Genomic DNA, 13,570 nt, shown 5'->3' with positions numbered 1-13,570 from the left:
AAACGAAGGGAGGATATGTCATGCCTAAAGTAGCACTATACAATCAAGCTGGCTCTCAGGTAGGCGATCTTGAGCTTACTGATGGAGTTTTTGGTATTGAACCAAATGAAACGGTTTTAAAAGAAGCAGTTGTGATGCAACAAGCATCTCTACGTCAAGGTACTCACAAAGTGAAAGGTCGCTCTGAAGTATCTGGTGGTGGCCGTAAACCATGGCGCCAAAAGGTACGGGTCGCGCTCGTCAAGGGTCTATCCGTTCTCCACAATGGGTTGGTGGTGGAACTGTATTTGGTCCAACACCGCGTAGCTACAGCTACAAAATGCCTAAAAAAGTACGTCGTTTAGCGCTTCGTTCTGCTTTATCTTCTAAAGTACAAAACGATGAAATTGTAGTTTTAGAAGACTTAAGCATTGAAGCACCTAAAACTAAAGAAGTTGTTCAATTACTAAACAGCTTTGATGTAAACGAAAAAGCTTTAATTGTTACTGCAGATAAAGATGAAAACATCGAGCGTTCTGCTAACAATCTACAAGGCGTGCATGTTCTAACAGTAGAACAAGTTAATGTATTAGATTTACTGAAGTATGACAAGCTGTTCATGACAAAAGAAGCAGCTGAAAAAGCAGGGGAGGTGCTTGCATAATGACAGAACCAAGAGATATCATTAAGCGCCCAATTATCACAGAACACTCTGCAGATTTAATGGCTGAAAATAAATATACGTTTGAAGTGGCTAACAAAGCTAATAAAACGGAAATTAAACATGCCGTTGAAACTATTTTCGGAGTTAAAGTTGATAAAGTTAACACAATCAACTTAAAAGGTAAGAAAAGACGTATGGGTCGTTACGAAGGTTATCGCCCAGATCGTAAAAAAGCTATTGTAACTCTAACGCCTGATAGTAAAGAACTAGATTTCTTTGAAGGTGTTTAAGTCGGATAAATCAACTATTTATTAAAGGAGGGAAAACAGATGGCGATTAAAAAGTATAAACCAACTAGTAACGGGCGTCGTAACATGTCAACTTTAACAAACGAAGAAATTACGACTAATAGCCCGGAAAAATCCCTACTTGCACCTGTCAAAAAACGTGCAGGACGTAATAACCAAGGGAAACTAACGGTTCGTCATCAAGGTGGAGGACACAAGCGCCAATACCGTATCATTGATTTCAAACGTGATAAAGATGGTATACCAGGACGCGTTGCTACGATCGAATATGATCCAAACCGTTCGGCTAACATTGCGTTAATCAACTATGCAGACGGTGAAAAACGCTATATCCTAGCACCTAAAGGCCTAAAAGTAGGTCAAGAAATTTTATCTGGTGAAGGTGCAGACATTAAAGCAGGTAACGCACTACCACTTAATAAAATGCCTGTAGGTACAACTGTTCACAATATCGAGTTAAAACCAGGACGCGGAGGACAGTTAGTTCGTTCAGCAGGTGCACAAGCACAAATCCTAGGTAAAGAAGAAAAATACGTATTAGTCCGATTAGCTTCTGGCGAAACACGTATGATTCTAGGTACTTGCCGTGCAACAATCGGTCAAGTTGGAAACATTGAACATGAACTTGTAAGAGTAGGTAAAGCAGGACGTACTCGTTGGAAAGGTGTTCGTCCAACAGTTCGTGGTTCTGTAATGAACCCAAGCGATCACCCACACGGTGGTGGTGAAGGTCGTGCTCCAATCGGTCTTCCATCTCCTATGTCACCATGGGGTAAACCTACGCTTGGACTTAAAACTCGTAAGCGTAATAAACAATCAGATAAGTTTATTGTACGTCGTCGTAAGAAGAAATAATTTTGATTCAGCTCAATCGTTAATGCGATTGGCGAAAAGACGGAAGGAGGTTTATTCATGGGTCGTAGTTTAAAAAAGGGACCTTTCGTGGATGATCACTTAATGAAAAAAGTTGAAACAATGAACGATGAAAAGAAGAAGTCCGTCATTAAAACATGGTCACGCCGTTCTACAATCTTCCCTAACTTTGTTGGAAACACGATTGCTGTATATGACGGCCGTAAACATGTACCCGTTTATATTACGGAAGACATGGTTGGACATAAATTAGGTGAGTTTGCTCCAACTCGTACGTTTAAAGGTCATTCCGGTGACGATAAGAAAACAAATCGCTAATTGAGAGGAGGTTAGCATGATGCAACAAGCTAAAGCAGTAGCTAAAACAGTTCGTATTGCTCCTCGTAAAGCTCGTTTAGTCATGGATTTAATTCGAGGAAAAGAAGTTGGCGAGGCTTTCGCAATTCTAGCTCACACAAACCGTGCGGCTTCACCAATCATTGAGAAGGTTTTAAAGTCAGCCGTTGCGAATGCTGAGCACAATTATGAACTAGATACGGATAATCTATATATCTCTGAAGCTTATGTAAATGAAGGCGTAACACTTAAACGTTTCCGCCCACGTGCACAAGGTCGCGCAAGCGCGATTAACAAACGTACTAGCCACATTACAGTTGTGGTATCAGAAAAGAAGGAGGGATAATCAGTGGGTCAAAAAATTAACCCTAAAGGTCTTCGTATTGGCGTAATTCGTGACTGGGAATCTAAATGGTACGCAGAAAAAGATTATGCTGATTTATTACACGAAGACATTCAGGTTCGTGAATATATTGAAGAACGTTTAAAAGATTCAGCAGTATCTTCTATTGAAATTGAACGTGCTGCAAATCGTATTAACATTTCTATCCACACAGCGAAACCAGGAATGGTAATTGGTAAAGGTGGATCTGAAGTAGAAGCACTACGTACAAAACTAAGTAACTTAACTGGTAAACGTGTTCATATCAACATCGTTGAGGTGAAAAAGCCAGAATTAGACTCAACTCTAGTAGCTGAAAACATTGCTCGACAACTTGAAAATCGCGTTTCTTTCCGTCGTGTACAGAAGCAAGCGATCCAACGTGCAATGCGTGCTGGAGCAAAAGGTATTAAAACGCAAGTATCTGGTCGTCTAGGCGGTGCAGATATTGCGCGTGCGGAACAATATAACGAAGGAACTGTACCACTTCACACATTACGTGCTGATATCGATTATGGTACGGCAGAAGCCGATACTACTTACGGTAAACTAGGTGTTAAAGTGTGGATTTATCGTGGAGAGGTCCTTCCAACTAAATCTGACAATAAATAAGGAAGGGGGATTCGCAGTATGCTAATGCCTAAACGTGTAAAATTTCGTAGACAACACCGCGCTAGCTTAAAAGGTCGCGCAAAAGGTGGCACACAAGTATCACATGGTGAATTTGGTCTTCAAGCACTTGAAGGAGCTTGGATTACAAGCCGTCAAATCGAGGCTGCTCGTATTGCAATGACTCGTTACATGAAACGTGGCGGTAAAGTTTGGATTAAAATCTTTCCAGACAAACCTAAAACTGCTAAACCTCTAGAAGTTCGTATGGGTTCCGGTAAAGGTTCTCCAGAAGGTTGGGTAGCAGTAGTAAAACCAGGAAAAATCTTATTCGAAGTAGCTGGAGTAAACGAAGAGGTGGCTCGTGAAGCATTACGCTTAGCGTCACACAAACTTCCAGTTAAAACGAAGTTCGTAAAACGTGAAGAAATTGGTGGTGATAGCAATGAAAGCTAACGAAATCAGAGAACTTACCACTGCCGAAATCGAACAAAAATCAAATCTTTAAAAGAAGAACTGTTTAACTTACGCTTTCAACTAGCAACTGGTCAACTTGAAAACACGGTACGTATCCGTGAAGTTAGAAAATCAATTGCTCGTATGAAAACAGTTATTCGTGAAAGAGAAGTCGGCATTAATAATCGATAATTGAGAGGAGGTCTACCTCAATGAGTGAACGTAAAGATCGCAAAGTTTATACTGGACGCGTGATTTCTGACAAAATGGATAAAACCATTACGGTTCTAGTAGAAACTTATAAATTCCACCCGCTTTATGGTAAGCGTGTTAAGTACTCTAAAAAATTCAAAGCGCATGACGAAAACAATCAAGCTAAAAAAGGCGATATCGTTAGCATCATGGAAACTCGTCCATTATCAGCTACGAAACGCTTTCGTTTAGTTGAAATTGTTGAAGAAGCAGTTATTATATAATCGCTCGGTATTGATTCCGAAGGGAGGTAACAAATCCTATGATCCAACAAGAATCTCGTCTAAAAGTTGCTGATAACTCAGGTGCTCGTGAAGTTTCAACTATTAAAGTTCTAGGCGGTTCTGGACGTAAGACAGCTAACATTGGTGATGTAATTGTTTGCTCGGTTAAACAAGCAACACCAGGCGGCGTTGTCAAAAAAGGTGAAGTTGTTAGAGCTGTTATTGTACGTTCTAAGAGCGGTGTTCGCCGTAAAGACGGTTCTTATATCCGTTTTGACGAAAACGCAGCGGTTATTATCCGTGATGATAAAAGCCCGCGTGGAACTCGTATCTTCGGCCCTGTTGCACGTGAACTACGTGAAAGACAGTTTATGAAGATCGTTTCCTTAGCTCCAGAAGTACTATAATTAGTCGCTTATATAGATGTAATTAAGCAAACCATGCCTTGCAAGGAGGTGCACGATTCATGCATGTAAAGAAAGGCGATAAAGTCAAAGTTATTACTGGTAAAGATAAAGGTAAAGAAGGCACAATCTTAGAAGCCTATCCAAAGAAAGAACGCGTTTTGGTTGAAGGTGTTAATTACGTTAAGAAACACGCTAAGCCTTCACAAGAAAATCCACAGGGTGGAATCTTGAACCAAGAAGCGCCAATTCATGTTTCTAATGTTATGCCTATCGATCCTAAATCAGGTGAGCCTACTCGTGTCGGTTATGAAGAGCGCGACGGAAAGAAAGTCCGTATCGCTAAAAATTCAGGTGAACCTTTAGATAAATAGTAGTTGCGTGAAAGGAGGTCTATAAGATGAACGAACTAAAGAAAAAGTACAATGAAGAGATTGTTCCTAGCTTAGTTGAGAAATTTTAACTATAGCTCTGTAATGCAAGCGCCAAAAGTTGAAAAAATCGTGGTCAACATGGGTGTTGGTGACGCTGTTCAAAACGCAAAAGCGCTTGAAAATGCTGTTGAAGAATTAACTCTAATTTCCGGTCAAAAACCAACTGTTACAAAGGCTAAAAAATCAATCGCTGGTTTCCGTCTACGTGAAGGTATGCCAATCGGAGCGAAAGTTACACTACGTGGTGAGCGTATGTACGATTTCCTACAAAAGTTAATCGCCGTTTCACTACCTCGTGTACGTGACTTCCGTGGTATCTCTTCTAGAGCGTTCGACGGTCGCGGTAACTATACTTTAGGTGTTAAAGAACAATTGATTTTCCCGGAAATTGATTACGATAAAGTGAGTAAAGTGCGCGGTATGGATATTGTTATTGTAACGACTGCAGATACTGATGAAGAGGCTCGTGAATTATTAGGTCAGTTCGGTATGCCTTTTAAACAGTAACTTACTGAATAAGGAGGGAAAATTGTGGCTAAAAAATCAATGATCGCAAAACAAAAGCGCCCACAAAAATTTAAAGTGCGCGAATACACTCGTTGTGAACGTTGCGGTCGTCCGCATTCCGTAATTCGCAAATTTAAATTATGCCGTATTTGTTTCCGTGAATTAGCTTACGAAGGACAAATTCCTGGCGTTAAAAAAGCAAGCTGGTAAACCCGATAAATGGGAAGGAGGTAATGTACAAATGATGTCAGATCCAATTGCAGATATGCTAACAAGAATTCGCAATGCGAACATGGTTCGTCATGATCAATTAGAAGTCCCAGCTTCTAAACTTAAAAAAGATATCGTGGATATTTTGAAGCGTGAAGGTTATATTCGCGATTATGAATATATTGAAGACGACAAGCAAGGTGTTTTACGTCTTTTCCTAAAATACGGTGCTAACAATGAGCGCGTTATTAGTGGAATTAAACGTATTAGTAAGCCTGGACGTCGTGTGTATGCAAAATCAGATGAGATCCCTAAAGTTTTAAACGGCTTAGGAATCGCTGTTGTATCCACTTCTAAAGGTGTTTTAACGGATAAAGAAGCTCGCAGCCAGGCTGTAGGCGGCGAAGTAGTAGCTTACGTTTGGTAATACTTGAAAGTCAGGAGGTGTAAGGTATGTCACGTGTAGGTTTAAAAACACTTGAAATCCCAAATGATGTTGAATTTAAATTTGATGGAAATACAGTGACTGTAAAAGGTCCTAAAGGTGAATTAACTCGTACGTTCCACGAAGATATGACAATCAAAGTAGAAGATAATGTGTTAACAGTGGAACGCCCAAGTGAAAATAAAGAACACCGCTCTCTTCACGGTACAACAAGAAGTCTAATCGGTAACATGGTTGAAGGAGTTACAAAAGGCTTCGAAAAATCACTTGAAATTCAAGGTGTTGGTTACCGTGCTCAGATGCAAGGTAAGAAATTGGTTGTAAATGCTGGTTATTCACACCCAGTAGAAATTGACCCAATCGAAGGAATTGACATTGAGACTCCTTCTAACACAAAAGTTGTTGTTAAAGGAATCGATAAAGAAATAGTTGGAGCAGTTGCTGCGAACATTCGCGCTATTCGTCCACCTGAACCTTACAAAGGTAAAGGTATTCGTTACGAAGGCGAGTATGTACGTCGTAAGGAAGGTAAAACTGCTAAATAATATCCGTTAAAAGACAGAAAGGAGTGACCTGAATGATTACGAAAGCAGATAAAAATGTAGTTCGTAAAAAAAACGCCATTCACGTATGCGTCGTACGTTAGCTGGTACAGCTGAACGTCCACGTTTAAACGTTTATCGCTCAAACAAACACATTATGCACAATTAATCGACGATCAAAACGGTCAAACAGTCGCTAGCGCTTCAACCGTTGACCCTGAATTCAAAGGCGATTCTACTGGTAATGTAGAAGCTGCTAAACAAGTTGGGGAACTTATTGGTAAGCGTGCAGTTGACAAAGGATATAAATCAGTAATCTTCGATCGTGGAGGTTACCTTTACCATGGTCGCGTGAAAGCATTAGCAGATGCAGCACGTGAGACAGGATTAGAATTTTAATTGACTGATAAAGGAGGGAAACACATGCGCACAGCAATCGATGCGAGCAAGTTAGATATTGAAGAACGCGTAGTTACAGTTAACCGTGTAGCTAAGGTTGTAAAAGGTGGTCGTCGTTTCCGTTTTACAGCTTTAGTTGTTGTAGGTGACAGAAACGGACACGTTGGTTTTGGTACTGGTAAAGCACAAGAAGTACCAGAAGCAATCCGTAAAGCAGTTGAAGATGGTAAGAAAAACTTAATCCGTGTACCAATCGTTGGCACAACAATCCCACACCAAATTAACGGTGAATTTGGAGCTGGAAACATTCTTTTAAAACCAGCTGCAGAAGGTACTGGAATCATCGCAGGTGGACCAGTTCGTGCGGTATTAGAACTAGCTGGTGTAGGTGACATTTTATCTAAATCACTAGGATCAAATACTCCAATTAACATGGTTCGTGCAACAATCTCAGGATTAGCTAATCTTAAAACAGCAGAAGAAGTTGCTAAACTTCGCGGTAAGTCTGTTGAAGAACTGTTAGGATAAGGAGGGAAAACAGATGGCTAATAAATTAGAAATTACCCTCACTCGTAGTCTTATTGGTCGTAAACAAGACCAACGCGACACAGTCAAAGCATTAGGATTAAATAAAATTCGTCAAACGGTGGTACTAGAAGATACTCCAGCTGTTCGAGGTATGGTTAACAAAGTGTCACATCTCGTTTCAGTAAAAGAAGCTTAGTTTTAACACATGTTAAAGAGGAGGTGCTCACATGAAACTTCACGAACTTAAAGGCTCTCGTAAAGATCGTAACCGCGTAGGTCGTGGTATGGCATCTGGTAACGGAAAAACTTCTGGTCGTGGTCACAAAGGTCAGAAAGCTCGTTCTGGCGGTGGTACGCGCCCAGGTTTTGAAGGTGGCCAAATGCCATTATTCCAACGTTTACCGAAACGTGGATTTACAAACATCAACCGAAAAGAGTATACTATTGTTAATCTAGAAACTTTAAATCGTTTCGAAGACGGTACTGAGGTAACTCCTGAATTACTACAAGAAGCCGGTGTAATCAGCAAAGTGAAATCAGGCGTTAAAGTACTAGGTAACGGTTCTCTAGAGAAGAAGTTAACAGTAAAAGCGCAAAAGTTCTCTGCTTCAGCAAAAGAAGCAATTGAAGCGGCGGGCGGTCAAACTGAGGTGATCTAATGTTTAGTACTTTTGCAAACATGTTCCGTGTTGCTGACATTAGACGTAAAATTCTATTTACCCTTGCAATTCTTGTAGTATTCCGTATTGGTTCATTCATTCCAGTTCCATTTACTAATGGTGATGCAATTGAAGTTATGAATGAGATGAACGCATTTGGGTTCATTGATACATTTGGCGGAGGCGCGTTAAGCCAATATTCAGTCTTCGCTATGGGTATCTTCCCATACATTACAGCTTCCATCATTATGCAGCTGTTGCAAATGGATGTTGTGCCTAAATTTACGGAATGGAGAAAACAAGGGGAAGTAGGACGTCGAAAGTTAGCACAAGTTACACGTTACGGAACAGTAGTCTTAGCATTCATTCAAGCAATTGGTATGTCTATCGGTTTTAACTACATGACTAACGGAACACTTATTCAAGACCCTAACGTCTTTAAATTCCTAGTTATTGCTACAGTTTTAACTGGTGGTACGACATTCTTAATGTGGCTTGGTGAGCAGATTACAGAATACGGGGTTGGAAACGGAATTTCCATCCTAATTTTCGCAGGTATCGTAGCAGCGATTCCTAATGGTGTTAACCAGCTATATGAAACTTATATCGCTGGTGCAGGAGATCAACTATTTTTAAACTTAGTGATCTTGGGAATAATTATGCTGGTCGTAATTGCAGTCATTGTGGGTGTTATTTTCATCCAACAGGCAATTCGTAAAATTCCAATCCAGTATGCAAAACGAACGGTTAATCGTTCACCAGTTGGAGGCCAATCGACACATTTACCTCTAAAAGTAAATGCTGCCGGGGTTATTCCAATTATCTTTGCTATTTCATTTATTATCGCACCTCAGACGATTTCAAACTTCTTTGAAGGGCAAGTAGCATCAACCATCGCTTATATATTCGATTATACTAAGCCGGTTGGTATGACATTATACGTAGCGCTGATTATTGCATTCACGTATTTCTACACATTTGTTCAGGTTAATCCAGAGCAAATGGCGGAAAACTTACAGAAACAAGGCGGTTATGTGCCAGGAATTCGCCCTGGTAAGAACACTGAGACTTATTTAACTCGAGTGATCTACCGTTTAACATTTGTGGGTGCATTATTCTTAGCAGTAGTATCGATTTTCCCTATCATTTTAGGAAGCATTGCAAGCTTGCCAACAGCCGTACAAATTGGTGGAACTAGTCTACTAATCGTTGTTGGTGTTGCATTAAATACAATGAAACAACTAGAAAGTCAATTAGTAAAACGTCATTACAGAGGTTTTATTAAGTAAGACTTTTGAGAGTTATATCGAGAGCGAGGGGACATTATGAATCTGATTTTAATGGGGCTACCAGGTGCTGGTAAAGGTACCCAAGCAGAAAAGATCGTAGAAAAATATGAAATCCCTCATATCTCAACAGGAGATATGTTCCGTTCTGCGATTAAAGAAGGAACAGAACTAGGCAAGAAAGCAAAGTCTTATATGGATGAAGGAGCCCTTGTGCCAGATGAGGTTACAATTGGAATTGTAAAAGAACGTTTAAGCAAGCCAGATTGTGAAAAAGGTTTCTTACTCGACGGATTCCCTCGTACTGTTGCACAGGCTGATGCTCTTGAATCTCTATTAGATGATTTAAATACAAAATTAGATTATGTCCTTCATGTTAACGTACCTGAAGAGAAATTAGTGGAACGTCTAACAGGTCGTCGTATTTGCCCAGAGTGCGGTGCGACATACCATGTTGAGTTTAACCCACCAAAAGAAGAGGGTATTTGTGACCATGATGGGGCAAAACTAATACAACGTGAAGATGATCAACCTGAAACAGTGAAAAATAGATTAAGTGTGAATTCTAAGCAGATGAAACCTCTATTAGATTTCTATAGAGATAAAGGTTATCTAGTAGAAGTGGATGGCGATCAAGACATTAATGTCGTTTTTGAGCAGATCGATGAAAAAATCGGAGGCCTAGCTTAATGATTATTAATAAAACTCCACGAGAAATTGAAATAATGCGACAGGCGGGTAAAATCGTAGCATTAACTCATCAGGAGCTTAAGAAGCATATTCGCCCTGGTGTAACTACGAAAGAACTGGATGACATTGCGGAGAAATTCATTCGCAGTCATGACGCGACACCTTCTTTTAAAGGTTATAACGGCTTTAAAGGTAGTATTTGTGTCTCTGTAAATGAAGAACTTGTACATGGGATTCCAAGTAGCCGTGCATTAGAAGATGGAGATATCATTAGCATCGATATCGGTGCGAATTACCAGGGTTATCATGGTGATTCAGCTTGGACTTATGCTGTAGGAGACATTGATGAAAAAACACAAGAGTTATTAACAGTAACAGAAGCGTCGCTGTTTGAAGGTTTAAAACAAGTTAAACCAGGTAACCGATTGTCTGATATATCTCATGCAATTCAAAAGTATGTAGAGCCATTTGGTTTTACGATTGTTAGGGAATATGGTGGACACGGAATTGGGCAAAACCTTCATGAAGATCCTCACATTTCAAACTTTGGACCTCCTAATAAAGGTCCTAGAATGAAAAAAGGAATGGTTTTAGCCATTGAACCTATGGTTAATATAGGGGAGCGTTATGTTCGGACATTAAGTGACAATTGGACTGTCGTTACTGAAGATAGTAGCAATTGTGCACACTTTGAACACACCGTTGTTGTAACGGATGATGGATACGAAATCTTAACTAAAGTTTAAGTGAAGGTGATGATGATTGGTCGATGGTGAATCTGGAAGTCCCAGAATTGGTCAATTAGTGAGAATCAATCGTGGTCGTGAGGCCGATCAATATGCAATTATCATTGAAGTGCTAGATGAAACATTTGTTTTGTTAGCCGATGGTGATAAACGAAAGTTTGATCGACCGAAACGTAAGAACATTCATCATGTTGATTTATTAGATTATATTTCTCCAGAAGTTGAGAAATCAATGATAGAAACTGGTCGTGTAACCAACGGTAAACTTCGCTTCGCAATATCAAAATTTGTTAACGAAGAGTTAGCAGATTGGAAGAAGGGAGATTCTCTCTATGGCGAAAGATGATGTTATTGAAATGGAAGGTACGGTCCTTGAGACTTTACCGAACGCTATGTTCAAAGTAGAGTTAGAAAATGGCCATGAGATCTTAGCTCATGTGTCGGGTAAAATACGTATGCACTTCATCCGTATTCTACCTGGTGACAAAGTAACCGTTGAAATGTCACCGTATGATTTATCAAGAGGTCGTATCACGTATCGTTATAAATAAAACTCCGATCTAAAAGGAGGTAAGAACAATGAAAGTAAGACCTTCAGTAAAACCGATTTGTGAAAAATGTAAAGTTATTCGTCGTAAAGGCCGCGTAATGGTAATTTGCGAGAATCCTAAACACAAACAGAAACAAGGATAATCTAAAGGAGGTGCAGTGCACACATGGCACGTATTGCAGGTATTGATGTTCCTCGCGATAAACGCGTAGTTATCTCATTAACGTATATCTACGGTATCGGGAAATCAACAGCTCAAGAAATCTTAAAAAATGCTGGTGTCTCAGAAGATACACGTGTTCGTGATCTAACTGAAGATGAATTAGCAAGCATCCGTAAAGCAGTTGAGAATTTCACAGTTGAAGGTGACCTTCGTCGTGAAACATCTCTTAACATTAAACGTCTAATTGAAATCGGTAGTTACAGAGGTATTCGTCATCGTCGCGGACTACCTACGCGTGGACAGAAAACAAAAAACAACTCTCGTACACGTAAAGGCCCACGCCGTACAGTAGCGAATAAGAGAAAATAAGCATTAAAGGAGGTTGGCTAAATCATGGCTCGTAAAGGTAAACAAACCACTACACGCAGAAAGCGTCGTGTGAAAAAGAATATAGAATCCGGTGTTGCTCACATTCGTTCTACTTTTAACAACACAATTGTAACCATTACTGACGATAACGGTAACGCCGTTGCTTGGAGCAGTGCTGGTTCACTTGGTTTTAGAGGTTCACGTAAATCAACACCTTTCGCAGCGCAGATGGCAGCAGAAGTTGCGGCGAAATCAGCACAAGAAAGCGGCATGAAAACTATTGAAGTGGCTGTAAAAGGTCCAGGGGCTGGCCGTGAAGCAGCGATTCGTTCATTACAAGCTGCAGGTCTAGAAATTACTTCAATTATTGATGTAACACCTGTACCACACAATGGTTGCCGCCCACCAACGTCGTCGTGTTTAATACAGGTATATAATTTGTAACCCTGTCTATAATGGGATATGATAGGAAAATAAGGTTTTACACGGTATACGCAGGATTCCATCCCATGTCCTGCATGGGTTCCTGCCTTGAGGAATGTTCGGGGATACGGCTCGGTATCGTCGATGTTTCGACGTTTGAAGGAGGGTTTTGTGAATGATTGAAATTGAAAAACCGAAAGTGGAAACAGTTGAAATTAATGAGGATACTACGTTAGGTAAGTTTGTCATCGAACCGTTAGAGCGCGGTTATGGAACTACAGTAGGTAACTCCTTACGTCGTATCTTATTATCCTCACTTCCTGGAGCTGCGGTCACATCTGTACAAATTGAAGGTGCCCTACATGAGTTTTCAACGTTAGACTATGTCGTTGAGGACGTCACAACGATCGTTCTAAACTTGAAACAACTCGCACTTAAAATTTATTCAGATGATCAAAAGACTCTTGAAATTAATGCTCAAGGAGAAGGAGAAGTATTTGCAAGAGACATTCAACACGATAGCGATGTTGAAATTTTAAACCCTGACTTGAAGATTGCGACAATCTCAGGTAATGGTAAATTAAGTATGAAAATCTTTGCTGAAAGAGGGCGCGGTTACCGTCCAGCAGAAGCAAACAAACATGATGATCAGCCAATAGGTGTTATCCCTATAGATTCAATCTTCACACCGGTTAAACGTGTAACTTATCAAGTTGAGAACACACGTATTGGTCAAGTTACGAATTTTGATAAATTGACTTTAGATGTGTGGACAGATGGAAGTATTCGTCCTGAAGAGGCGATCTCATTAGGCGCTAAAATTTTCACAGAGCACTTGAATGTATTCGTAAGCCTGACGGATGAAGCGCAACAAGCGGAGATTATGGTTGAAAAAGAAGAAGACCAGAAAGAAAAAGTGTTAGAGATGACAATTGAAGAATTAGATCTATCTGTTCGTTCTTACAACTGTCTAAAACGTGCTGGTATTAATACCGTGCATGAACTAACACAAAAATCAGAAGAAGACATGATGAAGGTTCGTAACTTAGGTCGTAAATCACTAGACGAAGTTAAGAATAAACTTAATGATTTAAATTTAGGCCTTCGTAAAGACGACTAATCATCTTACATC

23 protein-coding genes and 5 pseudogenes are annotated in these 13,570 nt (G+C 40.1%); all 28 read left to right on the top strand.

The features are described 5' to 3' along the window. Positions 1-20 precede the first annotated feature (20 nt). The 28 genes and pseudogenes from rplD to JCM13188_RS10070 all read left to right on the top strand — a co-directional run bounded on the left by rplD (position 21) and on the right by JCM13188_RS10070 (position 13,558). Positions 21-643 (top strand): annotated as a pseudogene (gene rplD, locus JCM13188_RS10200) (50S ribosomal protein L4). Then, positions 643-933, top strand: coding sequence for a 50S ribosomal protein L23 (gene rplW, locus JCM13188_RS10195; RefSeq protein WP_054753885.1), 291 nt, complete (start codon positions 643-645; stop codon positions 931-933). Before rplD ends, rplW begins: the two are co-directional and overlap by 1 nt. Before the next feature lie 39 nt (positions 934-972). Further along, complete coding sequence (rplB, locus tag JCM13188_RS10190; protein ID WP_054753883.1) at positions 973-1,806, top strand: 50S ribosomal protein L2; 834 nt, start codon at positions 973-975, stop codon at positions 1,804-1,806. A 57-nt stretch (positions 1,807-1,863) separates the two neighbouring features. Next, positions 1,864-2,142, top strand: coding sequence for a 30S ribosomal protein S19 (gene rpsS / locus JCM13188_RS10185; protein WP_054753881.1), 279 nt, complete (start codon positions 1,864-1,866; stop codon positions 2,140-2,142). A 19-nt stretch (positions 2,143-2,161) separates the two neighbouring features. Beyond that, positions 2,162-2,506 carry a 50S ribosomal protein L22 gene (gene rplV, locus JCM13188_RS10180; protein ID WP_054753879.1) on the top strand — a complete coding sequence of 115 codons (345 nt, stop codon included), beginning with the start codon at positions 2,162-2,164 and terminating at the stop codon, positions 2,504-2,506. A 3-nt stretch (positions 2,507-2,509) separates the two neighbouring features. Beyond that, positions 2,510-3,154: a 30S ribosomal protein S3 gene (rpsC, locus tag JCM13188_RS10175; RefSeq protein WP_054753877.1), complete on the top strand. Its 645-nt coding sequence runs from the start codon at positions 2,510-2,512 to the stop codon at positions 3,152-3,154. A gap of 18 nt (positions 3,155-3,172) precedes the next feature. Then, the gene (gene rplP / locus JCM13188_RS10170; RefSeq protein ID WP_054753875.1) at positions 3,173-3,607 is read left to right on the top strand and encodes a 50S ribosomal protein L16; all 435 of its coding nucleotides are present in this window, start codon (positions 3,173-3,175) and stop codon (positions 3,605-3,607) included. Then, positions 3,597-3,799: pseudogene (gene rpmC, locus JCM13188_RS18950) on the top strand (50S ribosomal protein L29). Before rplP ends, rpmC begins: the two are co-directional and overlap by 11 nt. Positions 3,800-3,819: 20 nt before the next feature. Continuing rightward, positions 3,820-4,083, top strand: a complete 264-nt coding sequence (gene rpsQ / locus JCM13188_RS10165; RefSeq protein WP_054753873.1) for a 30S ribosomal protein S17 — start codon at positions 3,820-3,822, stop codon at positions 4,081-4,083. Positions 4,084-4,121: 38 nt separating this feature from the next. Further along, positions 4,122-4,490 (top strand): 50S ribosomal protein L14, encoded by a 369-nt coding sequence (gene rplN, locus JCM13188_RS10160; protein ID WP_054753871.1) that lies wholly within the window; start codon positions 4,122-4,124, stop codon positions 4,488-4,490. 59 nt (positions 4,491-4,549) lie between these two features. Then, positions 4,550-4,861, top strand: a complete 312-nt coding sequence (rplX, locus tag JCM13188_RS10155; protein ID WP_054753869.1) for a 50S ribosomal protein L24 — start codon at positions 4,550-4,552, stop codon at positions 4,859-4,861. A gap of 26 nt (positions 4,862-4,887) precedes the next feature. Continuing rightward, positions 4,888-5,428 (top strand): annotated as a pseudogene (gene rplE / locus JCM13188_RS10150) (50S ribosomal protein L5). A 24-nt stretch (positions 5,429-5,452) separates the two neighbouring features. Continuing rightward, positions 5,453-5,638: a type Z 30S ribosomal protein S14 gene (locus tag JCM13188_RS10145; protein ID WP_054753865.1), complete on the top strand. Its 186-nt coding sequence runs from the start codon at positions 5,453-5,455 to the stop codon at positions 5,636-5,638. A 31-nt stretch (positions 5,639-5,669) separates the two neighbouring features. Continuing rightward, a complete protein-coding gene (rpsH, locus tag JCM13188_RS10140) occupies positions 5,670-6,065 on the top strand; it encodes a 30S ribosomal protein S8 (RefSeq protein ID WP_054753863.1) in 396 nt (131 codons plus the stop codon). Between the two features lie 26 nt (positions 6,066-6,091). After that, a complete protein-coding gene (rplF, locus tag JCM13188_RS10135) occupies positions 6,092-6,628 on the top strand; it encodes a 50S ribosomal protein L6 (RefSeq protein ID WP_054753861.1) in 537 nt (178 codons plus the stop codon). 32 nt (positions 6,629-6,660) lie between these two features. Next, positions 6,661-7,024: pseudogene (gene rplR / locus JCM13188_RS10130) on the top strand (50S ribosomal protein L18). Positions 7,025-7,048: 24 nt separating this feature from the next. Beyond that, the gene (gene rpsE, locus JCM13188_RS10125; RefSeq protein WP_054753858.1) at positions 7,049-7,552 is read left to right on the top strand and encodes a 30S ribosomal protein S5; all 504 of its coding nucleotides are present in this window, start codon (positions 7,049-7,051) and stop codon (positions 7,550-7,552) included. 13 nt (positions 7,553-7,565) lie between these two features. Continuing rightward, positions 7,566-7,748: a 50S ribosomal protein L30 gene (gene rpmD / locus JCM13188_RS10120; RefSeq protein WP_054753856.1), complete on the top strand. Its 183-nt coding sequence runs from the start codon at positions 7,566-7,568 to the stop codon at positions 7,746-7,748. Between the two features lie 31 nt (positions 7,749-7,779). Beyond that, entirely contained in the window at positions 7,780-8,211 is a 432-nt protein-coding gene (gene rplO, locus JCM13188_RS10115) for a 50S ribosomal protein L15 (protein WP_054753854.1), read from the top strand. Next, entirely contained in the window at positions 8,211-9,500 is a 1,290-nt protein-coding gene (gene secY / locus JCM13188_RS10110) for a preprotein translocase subunit SecY (RefSeq protein WP_054753852.1), read from the top strand. Before rplO ends, secY begins: the two co-directional genes overlap by 1 nt. A gap of 36 nt (positions 9,501-9,536) precedes the next feature. Next, positions 9,537-10,187, top strand: a complete 651-nt coding sequence (locus JCM13188_RS10105; protein WP_054753850.1) for an adenylate kinase — start codon at positions 9,537-9,539, stop codon at positions 10,185-10,187. After that, on the top strand, positions 10,187-10,933 hold the full coding sequence (gene map / locus JCM13188_RS10100) for a type I methionyl aminopeptidase (protein WP_054753848.1): 747 nt from the start codon (positions 10,187-10,189) through the stop codon (positions 10,931-10,933). The genes JCM13188_RS10105 and map overlap by 1 nt, the downstream gene beginning before the upstream one ends. Before the next feature lie 16 nt (positions 10,934-10,949). After that, a complete protein-coding gene (locus JCM13188_RS10095) occupies positions 10,950-11,279 on the top strand; it encodes a KOW domain-containing RNA-binding protein (protein ID WP_054753847.1) in 330 nt (109 codons plus the stop codon). Next, positions 11,266-11,484: a translation initiation factor IF-1 gene (gene infA, locus JCM13188_RS10090; RefSeq protein ID WP_017185218.1), complete on the top strand. Its 219-nt coding sequence runs from the start codon at positions 11,266-11,268 to the stop codon at positions 11,482-11,484. The genes JCM13188_RS10095 and infA overlap by 14 nt, the downstream gene beginning before the upstream one ends. Before the next feature lie 28 nt (positions 11,485-11,512). After that, on the top strand, positions 11,513-11,626 hold the full coding sequence (rpmJ, locus tag JCM13188_RS10085) for a 50S ribosomal protein L36 (protein ID WP_039312872.1): 114 nt from the start codon (positions 11,513-11,515) through the stop codon (positions 11,624-11,626). A gap of 23 nt (positions 11,627-11,649) precedes the next feature. Beyond that, entirely contained in the window at positions 11,650-12,015 is a 366-nt protein-coding gene (gene rpsM / locus JCM13188_RS10080; protein WP_054753844.1) for a 30S ribosomal protein S13, read from the top strand. A 24-nt stretch (positions 12,016-12,039) separates the two neighbouring features. Beyond that, positions 12,040-12,439, top strand: a pseudogene (gene rpsK / locus JCM13188_RS10075) (30S ribosomal protein S11). Positions 12,440-12,613: 174 nt separating this feature from the next. After that, positions 12,614-13,558, top strand: a complete 945-nt coding sequence (locus JCM13188_RS10070; RefSeq protein WP_054753841.1) for a DNA-directed RNA polymerase subunit alpha — start codon at positions 12,614-12,616, stop codon at positions 13,556-13,558. The last annotated feature ends 12 nt before the right edge of the window (positions 13,559-13,570 follow it).

The organism is Piscibacillus salipiscarius JCM 13188 (assembly GCF_001311865.1).
GTDB classification, from domain to species: Bacteria; Bacillota; Bacilli; order Bacillales; family Alkalibacillaceae; genus Piscibacillus; species Piscibacillus salipiscarius.
The sequence above is the reverse complement of the archived record's forward strand: the minus strand, read 5'-3'. Positions and strand labels throughout refer to the sequence as shown.